Genomic DNA, 17,537 nt, shown 5'->3' on the forward strand with positions numbered 1-17,537 from the left:
GAGGAGGGAGTGAGGACGAAGGTGAGGGCGAGGGAAGTGGGGCGGGTGGGGGCTAGGGATGGGGGTCCGAGCGGGAAGTTGTGCACAGAGCGGTGATGCGCTCGGAGACGGTGTTGGCCACTGTGGACACGAAGGTGGTCAGGTAGCCGTGGTCGCCGGAGAAGAGTTGGAGTTCGAACCAGCCGGTGGTGACTTCGCTCCAGGCGTCGGCGTGGGGGGCGGCTGGGTCGGTGTCGCCGATCATGGCGAGGATGTGGCAGGAGACCCGGTCTTGTGGGCGCCAGCGGTAGGACTCGGTGGCGCGTTGGTCGTCGTGCAGGGTGGTCAGCGGGGTGGGGGCTGGGAACCGCAGGGGTTCGGTGAACTCGCCGGTGTCGACGTACGACGCGGTGCCCAGGCGGGAGGGGCTGGGGGCGCCGGAGGCGAACAGGGCCATCGGGCGCCTGCCCGCCCGTTCGGCGCGGACCGCGGTCTCGAAGGCGACCGCCGCGCCCAGGCCGTGGCCGAGGAAGGCGATCGGCAGGTCGGCGCGGCAGTTCAGCTCCGAGCTGACTCCGTCGGCGAGGCCGGGCACCGAGGTGATCGACGGCTCGTGGCGGCGGTCGCGGCGGCCGGGGTACTGCACCCCGAGCACCTCGACCGGCCGGGCGATGGATTGGGCCAGCTGCAGGAAGAACGTCGCCGAGGCGCCTTCCGGGGGGAAGCACACCAGTCGGCACCGCGGTCGCGGCGCGGAGCGCAGCCGGTACACCCACGAGTCACCCACGGGCACCCTCCGCGCGACCGAGCGTCGAGCTACCGAGCCCGCCCATGGCCTCCGGCTTCCTCTCCGCGCGCGGGCGTTGGGAACTTTCCGGCGCCTGACGGCCAAGGTGCCGGCAGCCGGTGACGCCGGGCAACCCCTAGCAGCGCCGCGGCGCGCTGTCCACGGTGTCCGAGAAGGGATGGACCGGAACGGCGCAAGGGCCCTAGGGGTTGAGCTTAGGGGGGACGCCCGGTCTAGCGTGGCGCGGGAGGGAACATGACCGACCTCGCGGATCGACAGGCGCGGGCGCAGATGGCGTTGTGGCAGGACCACTTGCGCGCCGTCAGCGATCGCGGCGACCCGTACGCGCGGCTGCTGCGCGCGCCCGAGGACCCGTACCCGCTCTACGAGCAGGTGCGCGCGCGGGGGCCGCTGCACCGCAGCGGGCTCGGCGTGTGGGTGACCGCGAGCCACCGGCTGGCCAACAAGGTGTTGCGGGACAAGCGCTTCGGCGTGCGCCGCGCCGACGGCACCAAGGCGCCGGAGTTCATGCCCTTCGACAACTCGATGCTCGGCCTCGACCCGCCGGAGCACACCCGGCTGCGCAAGCTGTCGGTGCCCTCGCTCAACCCGCGCAGGCTGGAGAAGTGGCGGCCGACCGCCGAGCGGGTGTGCGACGAGCTGATCGACCGGATCCTGGCCGGGCGCGCCGAGGTCAACTTCATGAGCGCCTTCGCCCAGCAGTTGCCGCTGCGGGTGATCGGCGACCTCGTCGGCATCCCCGAGCGGCACCGGCGGCTGTTCTTCCAGCTGAGCAGGCGGATGGCCTACCTGCTCGACGGGGTCGCCTCGGTGGAGGTCGCCAGGGACGTGCGGGCCGCGATCGCGGAGATGACGGTGATGTTCACCGACATCATCGCGCTGCGCCGGGTCGAACCGGGCGAGGACCTGATCAGCGACCTGCTGCCCGCGGTCGACGACGGTCGGCTGGCGATGGACGAGCTGGTGCCGCTGTGCATGTTCCTGCCGTTGGCGGGCACCGAGACCACGGTCAACCTCATCGGCAACGCCGTGCGCGCGCTGCTGGGCAACCCCGAGCAGTGGGCCCGCTTCAAGGCCGACCCGGGGCTCGCGCCCGCCGTCGTGCAGGAGACGTTGCGCTACGACACGCCCGTGCAGCAGTACCGGCGGATCGCGCACACCGACGTCGAGCTCGACGGCCACGTCGTGCCCGAGGGCGCGGAACTGGCGATCTGCGCGGGCGCGGCGAACCGGGACCCGGAGGTCTATTCGCGGCCGGACAGTTTTGACATCGGCCGGGAATCCGGTCCGGACACGTTGTCCTTTTCCGCCGGAATCCATTTCTGCCTCGGCGCGGCACTGGCCCGGCTCGAGGCCGAGATCGCGCTGGTCGCGGTCGCCGCGCGGCTGCCGCTGCTGCGTCCGGTCGGACAGGTCCGACGCCGGGATTCCTTTATTATCAGGGGGATGCTGCAGTTCCCGGTAGCGGTCGAGTAGGGGCCAGCTAGGGGTTGTCCAGTGCGGACCGCCGTCTTTAGGGTTGTCGCGCGGAGATGTGGAAATACACGTGGGGACTGGTTCCCGCGTGCCCGCAGCCGGTCGTGCGCCGCCCGAGAGGTCCTGGAAGATGGCAGACAAAGAGACCCTCCGCGATTACCTGAAACTGGTGACGGCGGACCTGCGGCAGACCAAGGCCCGGCTGCGCGAGGTCGAGGAGGGCGCGCGCGAACCGATCGCGGTCGTCGGCATGGCGTGCCACTACCCCGGCGGCGTCGCCTCGCCGGAAGACCTGTGGCGCTTGGTGTCCGAGGGGCGCGACGGCATCGGCCCGTTCCCGCACGACCGCGGCTGGGATGTCCGCTTCGCCGACGACCCGGACGCGCCCGGCACCAGCTACGTCAGCGAGGGCGGGTTCGTCGCGGACGCGGCCGAGTTCGACCCGGCGTTCTTCGGCATCTCCCCGCGCGAGGCGCTGGCCATGGACCCGCAGCAGCGGTTGTTGCTGCGCGCGGCGTGGGAGGCGCTCGAGCGGGCGGGCATCGACCCGGAGTCGTTGCGCGGCAGCCGGACCGGGGTGTTCGCGGGCACGAACGACCAGAGCTACCTGTCGCTGCTGGTGGGGGACCCGCAGGGCACCGAGGGCTACCTGCTCACCGGCGGCGCCACCGCGGTGACCTCGGGCCGGGTCGCGTACGCGCTGGGGCTGGAGGGGCCCGCGGTCACGATCGACACGGCGTGTTCGTCGTCGCTGGTGGCGATGCACCTGGCCGCCCAGTCGTTGCGCACGGGGGAGAGCACGCTGGCGCTGGCCGGTGGCGTGACGGTCATGGCCACGGCCGGGGTGTTCACCGAGTTCAGCCGCCAGCGCGGGCTCGCCGCCGACGGCCGGTGCAAGTCGTTCGCCGACGCCGCCGACGGCACGGGCTGGGCCGAGGGCGTCGGCGTGCTGGTGCTGGAACGGCTCTCGGACGCGCGCCGCAACGGACACCGGGTACTGGCCGTGCTGCGTGGGTCGGCGGTGAACTCCGACGGCGCGTCGAACGGGCTGACCGCGCCGAACGGCCCCTCCCAGCAGCGGGTGATCCTGTCCGCGTTGGCCTCCGCCGGTCTTGGTCCGTCCGATGTGGACGCCGTTGAGGGCCACGGCACGGGAACCGTCCTCGGTGACCCGATCGAGGCGCAGGCGTTGCTGGCGACCTATGGGCAGGGGCGCGCTGAGCCGCTGTGGTTGGGGTCGGTGAAGTCCAACATCGGGCACACCCAGGCCGCCGCCGGGGTGGCGGGCGTGATCAAGGTGGTCCAGGCGCTGTCGGCGGGGGTGTTGCCCGCGACGCTGTTCGTGGACGAGCCGTCCCGGCAGGTCGACTGGTCGGCCGGTGCGGTGTCGCTGTTGACCGCCGCTCGACCGTGGCCGCGCGGGGAACGGGTTCGCCGCGCCGGAGTGTCGTCGTTCGGCGTGAGCGGCACCAACGCGCACGTGATCATCGAGGAGGCGCCGGTCGAGGCGGAGCCAGCGGTCCAGCCCACCGACCTCCCGGCGGTGCCGTTGGTCCTGTCTGCTCGGTCGACGGCCGCGGTGCGCGAACTGGCTGGGCGGGTGCTGGCGGTGGAGGCCGCGCCTGCTGATCTTGCGTGGTCCTTGGCGACGACGCGGGCGGCGCTCGAGCACCGCGCGGTCGCCTTCGGGGGTGACGGGCTCCGGGCGTTGGCCGATGGGACCGATGCCGCGGTCATCCAGGGTCAGGTGATCCCCGGGAAGCTCGCTTTCCTGTTCACCGGTCAGGGGTCCCAGCGGCTGGGGATGGGCGCTGACCTGCGCGTGTTCCCGGTCTTCGCGACCGCTCACGACGAGGTCATCCAGCGCCTGCCCGGCTTCGACCTCGACTCCGCCGAAGCGCTGAACCAGACCGCGAACGCCCAGGTCGGCCTGTTCGCCCTCGAAGTCGCCCTGTTCCGCCTCCTGGAGTCCTGGGGTATCCGCCCCGACGCGCTCGTGGGCCACTCCATCGGCGAGGTGGCCGCTGCTCACGTCGCCGGGATCCTGTCCCTCGACGATGCCTGCACCCTGGTCTCCGCCCGAGCTCGCCTCATGGGTGCCCTGCCAGAGGGCGGGGCCATGCTCGCCGTCGAAGCGACCGAGGCTGAAGTCGATCTCCCGGAGGGTCTCGACCTCGCCGCGGTCAACGGGGATCGTTCACTTGTAGTATCCGGGGATCGTAGGATTGTTGAACAGTTCCAACGTGGGATTGTTGAACAAGACCGGCGCGTCAAGCGGCTGACTGTCTCGCACGCGTTCCACTCGCGGCTCATGGATCCGATGCTGGATGAGTTCCGGCGAGTGGTGGCCGGGCTTGCGTTCAACAATCCGACAATCCCCCTGTCGACCACGTCAACAGGTGACCCGGCCACGGCCGAGTACTGGGTGCGGCAGGTCAGGGAGACGGTCCGGTTCAGCGCGGCGGTCGACCGCGCCGGGGCCACCCACCACCTCGAGCTGGGTCCGGACGGCGTGCTGTCGGCCCTGGTGTCCGGGGTCGCGGCGCTGCGCGCGGGCCGCGCCGAGCCGGAGACCCTGCTGCGCGCGGTAGCCGCCCTGCACGTCGTCGGCGTCCCGGTCGACTGGCGCGCCGTGCTGGGGGGCGGCCGCGTGGTCGACCTGCCGACCTACCCCTTCGCCCGCGAGCGCTACTGGCCGCGGACCGGTGTCTCAGCCGCGTTCGGCGCCACCGGTCACCCGCTGCTCACCGGTGCCGTCGAGGTCCCCGAGGGGCACCTGTTCACCGCGCACCTCGACGTCGCCGCCCGACCCTGGCTCGCCGACCACGTCGTCCACGGCCAGGTCGTCCTCCCCGGCACCGCCTTTGTGGAGATGGCTCTCTTCGCGGGCGCCCGGATCGGCGCTCCCGCGCTGGCCGAGCTGGTTCTCGAGAACCCGTTGGTGCTCCCCGAGTCCGGCGCCGTCGAGGTCCTGTTGTCAACGGTCGACCACACGCTGACAGTCCATTCGCGACTTGAAGGCCAGGACTGGACCCGCCACGCCACCGGCGTTCTCGCCCCTGCCCCCGAGACCGACCAGCACGACTTCACGCAGTGGCCGCCCCTGGGCGCTGACGCCGTCGACCCCGACCTCGTCTACGACCGCCTCGCCGCCGCCGGACTGGCGTACGGCCCGGTGTTCCAAGCGATCCGCGCGGTGTGGGTGCGCGGCGAGGACGCCTTCGTCGAGCTGACCACCGACGAACGCGGCTACCTCGTGCACCCGGCCCTGCTCGACGGAGCCCTCCAAGCCGTCGCCGCCCGTGGCGGGAACGGCGAGGCCGGTGTCCCGTTCACCTGGTCCGGAATCACCCTTGGCGCCACCGGCGCGAACGAGCTGCGTGCCCGTGTCTCGCCCGCGCCCGGCGGCGGGATCTCCGTCGTCGCGGTCGACGCGTCCGGTCAGGTGGCCGTCGCCGTCGAGCGCGTGACCACCCGACCCGCCCGGCGCCTGGCCGAGATCACCGACCTCTACAGCGTCAACTGGATCCCGGTCGTCGCCGACAAGCCCGTACCGGCGGACCACGTCGTGCTCGGAGCGTCCGATGTGGATGCTCTGCTGCCCGCTCTGCAGGCTGGGCTCGCGGGCCGGGACCTCCTGGTGGTCCGCACCACCAACGCCGTCCGCGCCGCGCCCGGTGACGACGTCGACCCGGCCGCGGCCGCCGTCTGGGGCCTGGTGCGCTCCGCCCAGTCCGAGCACCCCGGCCGGATCGTCCTCATCGACGGCGCTCCAGCCGAAGATGTCGACAGAGCCCTCGCCACGGGGGAATCGCAGGTCGCGGTGCGCGGGGACGCCACCTTCGCACCACGGTTGTCGCCTGTGGACACCGGGCTCGACGTTCCGGAAAGCCCCTGGCGGCTGGACATCACCGAACGCGGGACCGTCGACAACCTCGTCCTCGCCCCCGTCGAGCCGCGCGACCTGGGTGCGCGCGAAGTCCGGGTAGCCGTCAGCGCCGCCGGGCTGAACTTCCGGGACGTCTTGAACGCCTTGGGCATGTACCCGGGCCAGGTCGACCTCGGTGGTGAAGTCGCGGGTGTGGTCACCGAGACCGGTCCAGCAGTGACCGGTCACAAGGTCGGCGACCGTGTCCTAGGTCTGGTCACCGGTGCCATCGGGCCCGAGGCGATCACCGACGAGCGGCTCCTGGCGCCAATCCCCGCCGGTTGGTCGTTCGTCACCGCCGCAGCCATCCCGGTCGTCTACACCACCGCCTTCTACGGCCTGGTCGACCTCGCGAACCTGCAAGAAGGCGAATCAGTCCTGGTCCACGCCGCCGCCGGTGGTGTCGGCACGGCCGCGGTACAACTCGCCCGTCATCTCAAAGCCGAGATCTTCGGCACCGCGAGCCCAGCGAAATGGCCGGCCACAGGTCTTGATGACGGCCACCTCTCGTCTTCCCGGGACCTCGACTTCGCCACCAAGTTCCCGCAGGTCGACGTGGTCCTCAATGCCCTGGCGGGCGAGTTCGTCGACGCCTCGCTCGGGCTGCTGCGCCCCGGCGGCCGGTTCATCGAGATGGGCAAGACCGACCTCCGCGACGGCGTCCCCGGCTACCGCGCGTTCGACCTGGGCGAGGCGGGACCGGACCGGATCGGCGAGATCCTCCACCAGGTCATGGCCCTGTTCGCCGCGGGCGCGCTCACCCCGCCACCGATTCGGACCTGGGACGTGCGCCGCGCGGCCGAGGCGTTCCGGTTCGTCGGCCAAGGCGGTCACACCGGCAAGGTCGTCCTCACCCTGCCGCGCGCCATCGACCCCGACGGCACCATCCTGATCACCGGCGGCACCGGCGCTCTCGGACAGGCCCTCGCCCAGCACCTCATCGACTCCGGTGCCCGCGACATCGTCCTCGTCAACCGCTCGGGGCGCGGTTCGGTCGACGGTGCACGCGTTGTGGCGTGCGACATCACCGATCGGGACGCGCTGAAGGCACTCGTAGCGGACCTGCCCCGACTCACAGCCGTGTTCCACCTGGCCGGAGTGCTCGACGACGGCCTGCTCGAATCGTTGACCCCAGAACGCCTGCATGCTGTCCTGGGGCCGAAAGCGCTTGCGGCGCGACACCTCCACGAGCTGACCGACCCGGACGCTTTCGTCCTGTTCTCCTCGATCTCCGGCACCTTCGGCAGCCCGGGCCAGGCCAACTACGCCGCCGCCAACGCCTTCCTCGACGGTCTCGCCACCGCCCGCCACTCCGCCGGACTCCCCGGGCTCTCGCTCGCCTGGGGCGCGTGGGCGACTGAGGGCGGCATGCTCGGTTCGCTCGGTGACGCCGAGATCGCCCGCATCGCCCGCTCCGGCTACCCGCCGCTGACCACCCACCACGGTCTGTCGCTACTGGACAGTGCGCTGAGCCTGCCCGGTCCGGTTGTCGTCCCCGTCGCACTGGACCGCCAAACCCTCGCGGGCAAGGCGATCCCGCCGTTGCTGACCTCCTTGATCCGCCCGGCGACCAGCGCCAAGGTCGACACCTCCCGCCTGGTGGACCTGGTGTGCGCGCAGACCGCGGCCGTCCTCGGGTTCCCGTCCGCCGCGTCGATCGACCCCACTCGGCCGTTCAAGGACCTCGGGTTCGACTCGCTCACCGCCGTCGAACTGCGCAACACCCTCGCGCTCAAGATCGGCAAGCCGCTGCAGGCGAGCCTGGTCTTCGACCACCCCACACCCGCCGCCGTGGCCGACCACCTGCGGGAACTCCTCGGCACGCCCGCTGAGGAGCGCGTCCGGTCGCGGCGCGTGGTCAGCACCGACGACCCGATCGCGATCGTCGGCATGGCCTGCCGCTTCCCCGGCGGCGCCAACACGCCCGAGGCGCTCTGGCAGTTGGTCCTCGACGAGGTCGACGCCATCGGGGCCGTGCCCGCCGACCGCGGTTGGACCGATCACGGTTTCGTCGGCGGCTTCTTGCACGACGCCCCCGACTTCGACGCCGCGTTCTTCTCGATCTCCCCGCGCGAAGCCCTGGCGATGGACCCGCAGCAGCGTCTCCTTTTGGAGACGTCCTGGGAGGCTGCCGAGCGCGCGGGGATCGATCCGACCCAGCTCAAGGGCAGTCGGACCGGTGTGTTCATCGGTACCGCGACCTCTGGCTACGGCATCGGTCACTTCGACATCCCCGAGGGATCCCGCCCGCACGTGCTCACGGGCACCGCGACCAGCGTGATCTCCGGCAGGCTCGCTTACGCACTGGGCCTGGAGGGCCCAGCCGTCACCGTCGACACCGCCTGCTCCAGCAGCCTCGTGGCCCTTCACCTTGCTATCCAAGCGATGCGCAACGGCGAGTGCGACATGGCCTTGGCCGGTGGCGTCACTGTCATGACCACCCCCGGCATGTTCATCGACGCTGCTCAGGGCGGTGCACTCGCCTCCGACGGGCGGTGCAAGGTCTTCGCGAAGTCCGCCGACGGTACCGGCTGGGGCGAGGGCGTCGGCATGCTCCTCGTCGAGCGGCTCTCCGAAGCCGTCAAGCACGGCCACCCCGTGTTGGCGCTGGTCAAGGGATCCGCTGTCAACTCGGACGGCGCATCTAACGGTCTCACCGCCCCCAACGGCCCGGCACAGCGGAAGGTGATCGAGCAGGCACTCGCCGGAGCGGGTCTCGAACCATCCGAAGTGGACGCGCTGGAAGCGCATGGCACCGGAACCGAACTGGGCGACCCGATCGAGGCCCAAGCCGTCATCGCCACCTACGGCGGAGACCGCGCGCACCCGCTGCTACTGGGCTCGGTGAAGACCAACATCGGCCACACCCAGTCCGCCGCCGGTGTCGCCGGTGTCATCAAGATGGTGCTGGCCCTGCGGCACGGCACGCTGCCCCGGTCGCTGCACATCGACGAGCCGACCCTGCACGTACCGTGGGACCAGGGTGTCCAGCTGCTCACCGAACGCGTCGAGTGGCCCGACACCGGCCGTCCCCGCCGTGCCGCCGTGTCGTCCTTCGGCATGAGCGGTACCAACGCCCACACGATCCTCGAACAAGCGCCCGAGCCCGCGCCGCGCGAGGTCCACCGCACGCCTGGACCATGGCTGGTGTCCGCTCGCACCGCTGCCGCTCTGCGCACCCGCGCGGCCCAACTCGAGGGCATCGAAGGCGACCCGGCCGACATCGGCCACTCCCTGGCCAAGCGGTCCCGGTTCGAGCACCGCGCCGTGCTCCTCGGGCCCGACCACGCCGCCCAGCTCGCCGCGCTCGCCGCCGACCTGCCTGCACCCGGTCTCGTCCGGGGCGTCGCCAGCCGCACCGGCCGGACCGTGTTCGTCTTTCCCGGGCAAGGCTCGCAGTGGTCCGGGATGACCGATTCGCTGGTGCGGGACTCCGCGGTGTTCCGGGATTCCGTGCGCGAGTGCGCGGTCGCGTTGGAACGACACGTGGACTTCTCCGTCGAGGACGCGCTGCGCGACCCCCAGACCTGGGACCGGCTCGACGTCGTGCAACCCGTGCTGTTCGCGGTGATGGTGTCGCTCGCCAGGCTGTGGCAGAACAGCGGCATCGAGCCGGACGCGGTCGTCGGCCACTCCCAGGGCGAGATCGCCGCCGCGCACGTGGCGGGCGCACTGTCCCTTGAGGACGCTGCACTGGTCGTCGCCGAGCGCAGCAAGCTGTTGCTGCGCTTCGTCGGGCAAGGCGCGATGGCCGCGGTGTCGTTGCCGCCGGACGAGGTCACGGCCCGGTTGGCGCGTTTCGGCGGTGAGCTGACAATCGCCGCGGTCAACGGCGCCCGCTCGGCCGCCGTCGCCGGACCGCACGCCGCGCTGGACGAGCTCGTCGCCGAACTGGAGGCCGAGCAGGTGCGGGTCCGCAAGGTCCGCATCAACGGCGCTGGGCACTCCCCGATCGTCGACACCGTGCGCGCCGAGGCTCTCGCGGTGCTCGCCCCGGTGTCCCCGCGCGCGTCCGCCGTGCCGTTCTACTCAACCGTCACCGGTGGCAGGCTCGACACCACCGGACTCGACGCGCACTACTGGTTCACCAACATGCGCCGCCCGGTCCAGTTCGCCGCGGCCACCCGCGCGCTGCTCGACGACGGCCACGGCACCTTCATCGAGTGCGGCCCGCACCCCGTGCTGGCGGGCGGCATCGGTGAGACAGCGGACGACGCGGGCGTCGCCGACCCGATCGTGCTCGCGACGTTGCGCCGAGACGAGGGGGACCGGTTCACCACCTCGCTCGCTGAGGCGCACGTGCGCGGCATCGAACCGGTCTGGGCGCACAGCGGCCACGACGTCGACCTGCCCACGTACCCGTTCCAGCGGTCCCGGTACTGGCTGGAACCGGTCGAGGGCGCCGAGTCGACCGCCGAGGACGCCAAGTTCTGGGCCGCCGTGGACCGTGGCGACGCCGACACCATCGGTGTCGACCCGATCGCCCTGCCCGCGTTGGCCGCGTGGCGCGCGAAGTCCCGCGAAGAGTCCACAGTGGCCGGGTGGAGCTACGAGATCGCGTGGCGCCCGCTGACCGTGTCGAAGACCGTTGAGCTCACCGGCACCTGGGCGATCGTCGCCGATGCCCAGACCGGGTTGGCCGACCGGTTCGCCGCCCAGATCGCCGCGGCCGGTGCCGAACCGCTGATCGTCCCGGCGCTCCCGGCCGGGACCACGTTCACCGGCGTGGTGTCCCTGCTGGGCTTGGACGCCACGCCGGACCAAGTGTTGGACCTGGTCAAGTCCGACGGTCCACTGTGGTTGGTGACCAGCGGGGCGGTGTCGGTCGGCCGAACCGACCCGCCGCGCCACCCGCGCCAGGCCCAGATGTGGGGCCTGGGCCTGGTCGCGACCCTGGAACGACCCGGCCAGGTCGCCGGTCTGATCGACCTCCCCGCCGAGGTCGACGACCGGGCCATCGCCAGGGCGCTCGCCGTCCTCGGTGGCGACGAGGACCAGGTCGCGGTCCGGTCGTGGGGTGTGTTCGGCCGCCGCATGGTCCGGGCCGACCTCCCGACCGGTACGCCGTGGCGTCCACAAGGGACTGTTCTCGTCACCGGCGGCACCGGGGCGCTTGGCGCCCGGGTCGCGCGCTGGCTCGTCGGCAACGGGGCCGACAAGGTCGTGCTGACCAGCCGTCGGGGCCTCGACGCGCCCGGCGCGCGGGACCTGGTCGACGAGCTGGGGGTCGTGGTCGCCGCCTGCGACGTCGCCGACCGGGCCGCCGTGGCGGCGTTGCTGGCCGAGCACCCGGTCAACGCGGTCGTGCACGCCGCAGGCGTCGCCCAGTCCACCCCGATCGCCGACATCACCGCCGGTGAACTGGCCGAGGTCACCGCTGCCAAGGTCGCGGGCGCCGCGCACCTCGACGAACTGGCGGGCGACCTCGACGCGTTCATCCTGTTCTCCTCCGGCGCCGCGACCTGGGGCGGTGCCGGTCAAGCCGCCTACGCCGCGGGCAACGCCTACCTCGACGCGCTCGCCCAGCACCGCCGCGCCCACGGCCGTCCCGCGACTTCGATCGCCTGGGGCGGTTGGGCCGACGGGGGCATGGCCGATGCCGCCGCCGTCGCCGCGCTCGGCCGCCGCGGCCTGCGGCCGATGGACCCGGACGTGGCCATCGCCGCACTCCAGCGGGCACTCGACGCCGACATCACCTGCCTCACCGTCGCCGACATCGACTGGGCGCTGTTCGCCCCCGGCTACACCGCCGCCCGCCCGCGTCCGCTGATCTCCGAGATCGCCGAGGCCCGGGTCGAGGAGGTCGCCGTCGAGAGCGACGACCTCCGGGACCGGGTGCTGGCCCTGCCGGAGGTCGACCGCGCGGGCTACCTGCTCGACCTGGTCCGCGCCCAAGCCGCTGCCGCGCTCGGCTACGCCGACCCGACCGCCGTCGAGGCCGACCGCGCGTTCCGCGACCTCGGGTTCGACTCGCTCACCGCGGTCGACGTGCGCAACCGGCTGGTGGCCGCGACCGGCAAGCGCTTGCCCGCGACCCTCGTGTTCGACTACCCGACGCCCCGTGCGCTCTCCAGCCACCTGCTCGCGGACGTGCTCGGTCTGGCCGTGGACACGCGGGTCACGACGACGGCGTCGGACGAGCCGATCGCGATCATCGGCATGAGCTGCCGCTACCCCGGCGGCGTCGACTCGCCGGAAGACCTGTGGCGGTTGGTCATGGCGGGCACCGACGCGATCACCCCGTTCCCCGACGACCGCGGTTGGGACCTCGAAGCGCTTTACCACCCCGATCCCGACAACCCCGGCACGTCTTACGTGCGGGAGGGCGGGTTCGTCCACGACGCCGGGCACTTCGACGCCGAGTTCTTCGGCATCAGCCCGCGTGAGGCGACCGCGACAGACCCGCAGCAGCGCATGTTGCTGGAAGCCACCTGGGAGGCGTTCGAACGCGCGGGCATCGACCCGGCCACCCGACGCGGCAGCCGGGCCGGGGTCTTCGTCGGTACTTCCTTTGTCGGGTACGGCATCGGCGCGCTGGCGCCGGGGAGTGACGCCGAGGGGTTCTTCCTGTCCGGCACCGGGACCGCCGCGGCGTCGGGGCGGGTGTCGTACACCTTCGGGCTCGAGGGTCCTGCGGTCACTGTGGACACCGCGTGCTCGTCGTCGCTGGTGGCGATTCACCTTGCTGTGCAGGCGTTGCGGCGGGGTGAATGTGACCTGGCGGTGGCGGGCGGCGTGGCGGTGTTGCCCTCACCGACGTCGTTCACCGAGTTCAGCAGGCAGCGCGGGTTGGCGGCCGACGGCCGGTGCAAGCCGTTCGCGTCTGCCGCTGATGGCACCGGCTGGGGTGAGGGCGTCGGTGTGCTCCTCGTGCAACGGCTGTCCGAGGCTGTGCGCGATGGTCACCGGGTCCTCGCTGTGATCAAGGGCAGCGCGATCAACCAGGACGGCGCCTCCAACGGCCTGACCGCGCCGAACGGGCCGTCGCAGCAGCGCGTGATCCGGGCGGCGCTGGCCGACGCCGGGTTGACAACGTCTGATGTGGACGTTGTGGAGGCGCACGGGACCGGCACCACGCTGGGCGACCCGATCGAAGCGCAGGCGGTGATCGCGACCTACGGGCAAGGTCGGGAAGTGCCGTTGTTGCTCGGCTCGGTGAAGTCCAACATCGGCCACACGCAGTCCGCCTCCGGTGTCGCCGGGGTCATCAAGACGGTGCTCGCGTTGCGCCACGGCGTGGTCCCCAAGACCCTGCACATCGACGAGCCGACGCCCCACGTCGACTGGACTGCTGGCGCCGTCGAACTGGCGGCCCAGACGGTCCCATGGCCCACTGTGGACAGAGTGCGCCGCGCCGCGGTGTCGTCCTTCGGCGGTAGCGGGACCAACGCGCACCTGGTGCTGGAGCAATACGTCGCGGACGAGCCCGAGCCGAGTGCCGCCGCCGCGCCGCTGCCGTGGGTGCTGTCCGGGCGAACTCCGGCCGCGTTGCGCGAACAAGCGGTCAAGTTGCGAGAGCATCTCTTCGCGGAACGGCCGTCTGCGGCCGACATCGCTCATGCGCTTGTCACGACCAGAGCCCGGTTCGACCACCGAGCCGGATTCGTGGCCGCCGACCTGGACACAGCCTTGTCCGCTCTGTCGGACCTCGCCCTCGTCGGCGAGGCCCGCGAAGGCAAAGTGGCATTCGTCTTCCCCGGGCAGGGTTCGCAGTGGGTCGGGATGGCGACCGAGCTGCTCACCACGAGCGAGGTGTTCGCCGCCGAACTGCACGCCTGCGCGGAGGCCATTGCCCCACACGTCGACTGGAACCTGCTCGACGTCTTGACCAGTGGCGACGGCCTTGACCGGGTGGATGTCGTGCAGCCGGTGCTGTTCGCGGTGATGGTGTCGCTGGCGGCGCTGTGGCGGGCGCACGGGGTCGAGCCGGATGCGGTCGTCGGTCACTCCCAAGGGGAGATCGCGGCGGCCTACGTGGCGGGCGCGCTGAGCCTCGCTGACGCCGCTCTGGTAGTGACCAGGCGCAGCCAGGCGATCGTGGCGCTGGCGGGCCAGGGCGGCATGGTGTCGGTGTCCCTGCCCGCGGCTGAGGTTCGCGACCGGCTCGTTCGCTACGACGGACGCGTGTCGGTGGCCGCGATCAACGGACCGGGCACGGTCGTGGTCGCGGGGGAGGTCGACCAGTTCTTGGCCGACTGCGTGGCCGATGGCATACGGGCCAAGCAGATCCCCGTCGACTACGCCTCGCACTCGGCGCAGGTGGAGTTGATCGCCGATGAGTTGCGGCGCGTGCTCGCCGGGATCAGCCCGGGGCCATCGCGGATCCCGTTCCGGTCGACGGTGACCGGCGACTGGCTGGACACGACCGCGCTGGACGCCGAGTACTGGTACCGGAACCTGCGCCACACCGTCGAATTCGAGTCCGCCACCCGTGAGCTGGCCGAGTCCGGGTACCGGTTCTTCGTCGAGGTCAGTCCGCACCCGGTGCTGATCCCCGCGATCAGTGAGACAGTGGACGACGCCGTCGCCGTCGGGACCTTGCGCCGGGACGAAGGCGGATTGCCGCGGTTCCTGCTCTCGGCCACCGAGTTGCACATCCACGGTGGATCAGTGGACCTGGCCGTGGCGTTCGAAGACGTGCCGGTGCGGTCGGTCGAACTGCCCACGTACGCCTTCCAGCGGCAGCGGTACTGGCTGGAACTGCTCTCAGCAGGCCCTGGCGACGTTGCTGCCGCCGGGTTGACCGCAGCAGACCACCCGTTGCTCGGAGCTGCTGTGCCACTGGCAGGCGGGGACGGGTTGCTGCTCACTGGACGCATCTCGCCGCGTACTCACCCGTGGTTGGCTGAGCACACGGTGCTGGGGACGATCCTCCTGCCCGGCACGGCTTTCGTCGAACTCGCCGTGCACGCGGGCAGCCAGGTCGACACGCCGGACGTGCTGGAGTTGACCCTGGGCGCGCCGCTGGTGCTCGGTACCCAGGACGCGGTGTCGTTGCAGGTCGCGGTGGGTGCGCTGGATGCGGACGCGCGCCGCGAGGTGTCCATTCACTCCAGTGTGGACGGCGTGGAGTGGATCAAACACGCCACCGGCCTGCTCGGCGCTGCCAGTCAGCTCGATTTCGACTGGTCGAGCACCCGCGAACCAGTTGATCTCAACGGCTTCTACGAGACGATCGCCGACCTCGGCTATGGCTATGGCCCGGCCTTCCAAGGGCTCACCGCCGCGTGGCGTGCCGAGAATGAACTGTTCGCGCAGGTCACGTTGCCGCAGGACCTGTCGTCGAACGGGTTCGCCGTGCACCCCGCTCTCCTGGACGCCGCGTTGCACGGCATCGGTCTGCTGCGTGAAGGCGGTGACCGGCCCGCGGAGCTGCCGTTCTCCTGGACCGGGGTGACGGTGCGGCCAACGGGGGCCCGGACGCTGCTCGTCCGACTCGCCGAGAGCGCCGACGGGATCGAACTGCAGGCGACCGACGAGCACGGCAACCCGGTGGCCCACGTGCGCTCCCTCGTTGCCCGCCCGATCGGCGCTGAGCTCTCGGCCACCAGGCGCGCGATCTCGGATTCCCTCTTCCGGCTCGACTGGTCCACCCCGATCACGCCTGCCGACCCCGGCACCTCCCGCTGGGCGCTGCTCGGCGCCGACGAACTGAAGTTGGGTGCGGCGCTGGTCGAGGCGGGCAACGCGGTCACCGCCCACGCCGACCTCGACCACCTGCTGGAGGACCTGGCCGCGGATGTGGTGGTGGCCCAGTTCGTCGGTGGTGGCGGGCCGATCGCCGACGCGGCCGAGCACGCCGCGGTCCGGGCGCTGGAGTTGGTGCGGGCGTGGATCTCCGACGAGCGGGTGGCCGCCGTCCCGCTGGTCATCGCCACCCGTGGTGCGATCGACGGGCAGGACCTAGTCGGGTCTCCCGTGTGGGGACTGCTGCGTTCGGCCCAATCGGAACACCCAGACCGGTTCCTGCTGGTCGATGTGGACAGTCCCGAGCTGCTCGCGGCCGCTGTGTCCTCCGGTGAGCCTCAGGTCTCGGTGCGTGGTGGCCGGGTCTTCGTGCCACGCCTGGTGCGCCAACCGATCCCCGACGGCGACACCGGTCTCACCGGGACGGTGCTGGTCACCGGGGCCACGGGCACGCTAGGTGCGGCTCTGGCTCGGCACCTCGTCGTCGAGCACGGCGTACGCGATCTGCTGCTGACCAGCCGATCCGGTCCGCGAGCCGAAGGGGCAGGCGCGCTGTTCGCCGAACTGACCGATCTCGGCGCTCGGGTCACCTTGGCGGCCTGCGACGTGGCCGATCGCGAAGCCCTCGCCGCACTGCTGGCAGAACACCGGGTGGACGCGGTCGTGCACACAGCAGCTGTCCTTGACGACGGCGTGCTGACCGCGATGACCCCCGAGCGGGTCGCGGCCGTGCTGGCCCCGAAGGTGCGCGGCGCGATCAACCTGCACGAACTGACCACCGACCTGTCCGCGTTCGTGTTGTTCTCCTCAGCCGCCGGTGTGTTCGGCGGCGCGGGACAGGCCAACTACGCCGCCGCCAACGTGTTCCTCGACGCGCTTGCCCAGCACCGGCGTTCGCTCGGCCTGCCGGGTGTGTCGCTGGCTTGGGGACCGTGGGCGCAACGGACCGGTTTGACGGGGGAGCTGACCGAGGCCGACGTGCGCCGGGTCATGCGGTCCGGGCTGGGCCAGCTGTCCACAGAGGATGGCATGGCGCTGTTCTCCGCAGTGGCCGGTGGTGACGCCGCGGCTGTTGTGCCGATGGTGTTCAGCCCCGCGGCGTTGCGGGGCCGCGGATCCGTGCCGCCGGTGCTGCGCTCCCTGGTGCGCGTGGAGACGAAGGCCGTGGCCGATGTGCGGGCCCGGCTCGACGCGGCGGGTGATGGCGAGCGTGGACGGATCCTGCTCGACCTCGTGCGCGGTCAAGTCGCCGCGGTGCTCGGCTATCCGGACGCGGCGGCGGTGGCCCCGGACCGGGGCTTCCTCGACCTGGGGCTTGACTCGCTCACCGGAGTCGAACTGCGCAACCGGCTCGCCGCGGCGACCGCGCTGCGACTGCCCGCGACGCTGGTGTTCGACCACCCGTCGGCAGGTGCGGTCGCGGGGTTCTTGCGTGATCAACTCGCCCCGGCATCGGCCACCGACGAGGTCCTCGCGGACCTGACCCGGATCGAACTCACCCTGGGCGGGGTGAGCACCGACGCCGACCGGGAGCGGGTCGCGGCCCGGCTGCGAGCGCTGGCGGCCAGGTGGGACACCCGCGCCGCAGCCGACGACCTGGCGGCCGCGTCGGCCGAGGAGATCTTCGACCTGCTCGACAGCGAGTTCGAGAAGTCCTGA

General features: G+C 71.7%; 3 protein-coding genes. 2 read left to right on the forward strand and 1 reads right to left on the reverse strand.

Translation table 11 applies throughout. From position 1 onward, the window contains the following. Positions 1-52: 52 nt before the first annotated feature. On the reverse strand, positions 53-766 hold the full coding sequence (locus LV75_RS06050) for a thioesterase II family protein (protein ID WP_253885655.1): 714 nt from the start codon (positions 764-766) through the stop codon (positions 53-55). 255 nt (positions 767-1,021) lie between these two features. On the opposite strand from LV75_RS06050, the gene LV75_RS06055 reads away from it, so the two are divergent. After that, on the forward strand, positions 1,022-2,263 hold the full coding sequence (locus LV75_RS06055; protein WP_253885656.1) for a cytochrome P450: 1,242 nt from the start codon (positions 1,022-1,024) through the stop codon (positions 2,261-2,263). A gap of 130 nt (positions 2,264-2,393) precedes the next feature. After that, on the forward strand, positions 2,394-17,537 hold the full coding sequence (locus LV75_RS06060) for a type I polyketide synthase (protein WP_253885657.1): 15,144 nt from the start codon (positions 2,394-2,396) through the stop codon (positions 17,535-17,537).

The organism is Actinokineospora diospyrosa (assembly GCF_024171925.1).
In the GTDB taxonomy this organism is placed as follows: domain Bacteria; phylum Actinomycetota; class Actinomycetes; order Mycobacteriales; family Pseudonocardiaceae; genus Actinokineospora; species Actinokineospora diospyrosa.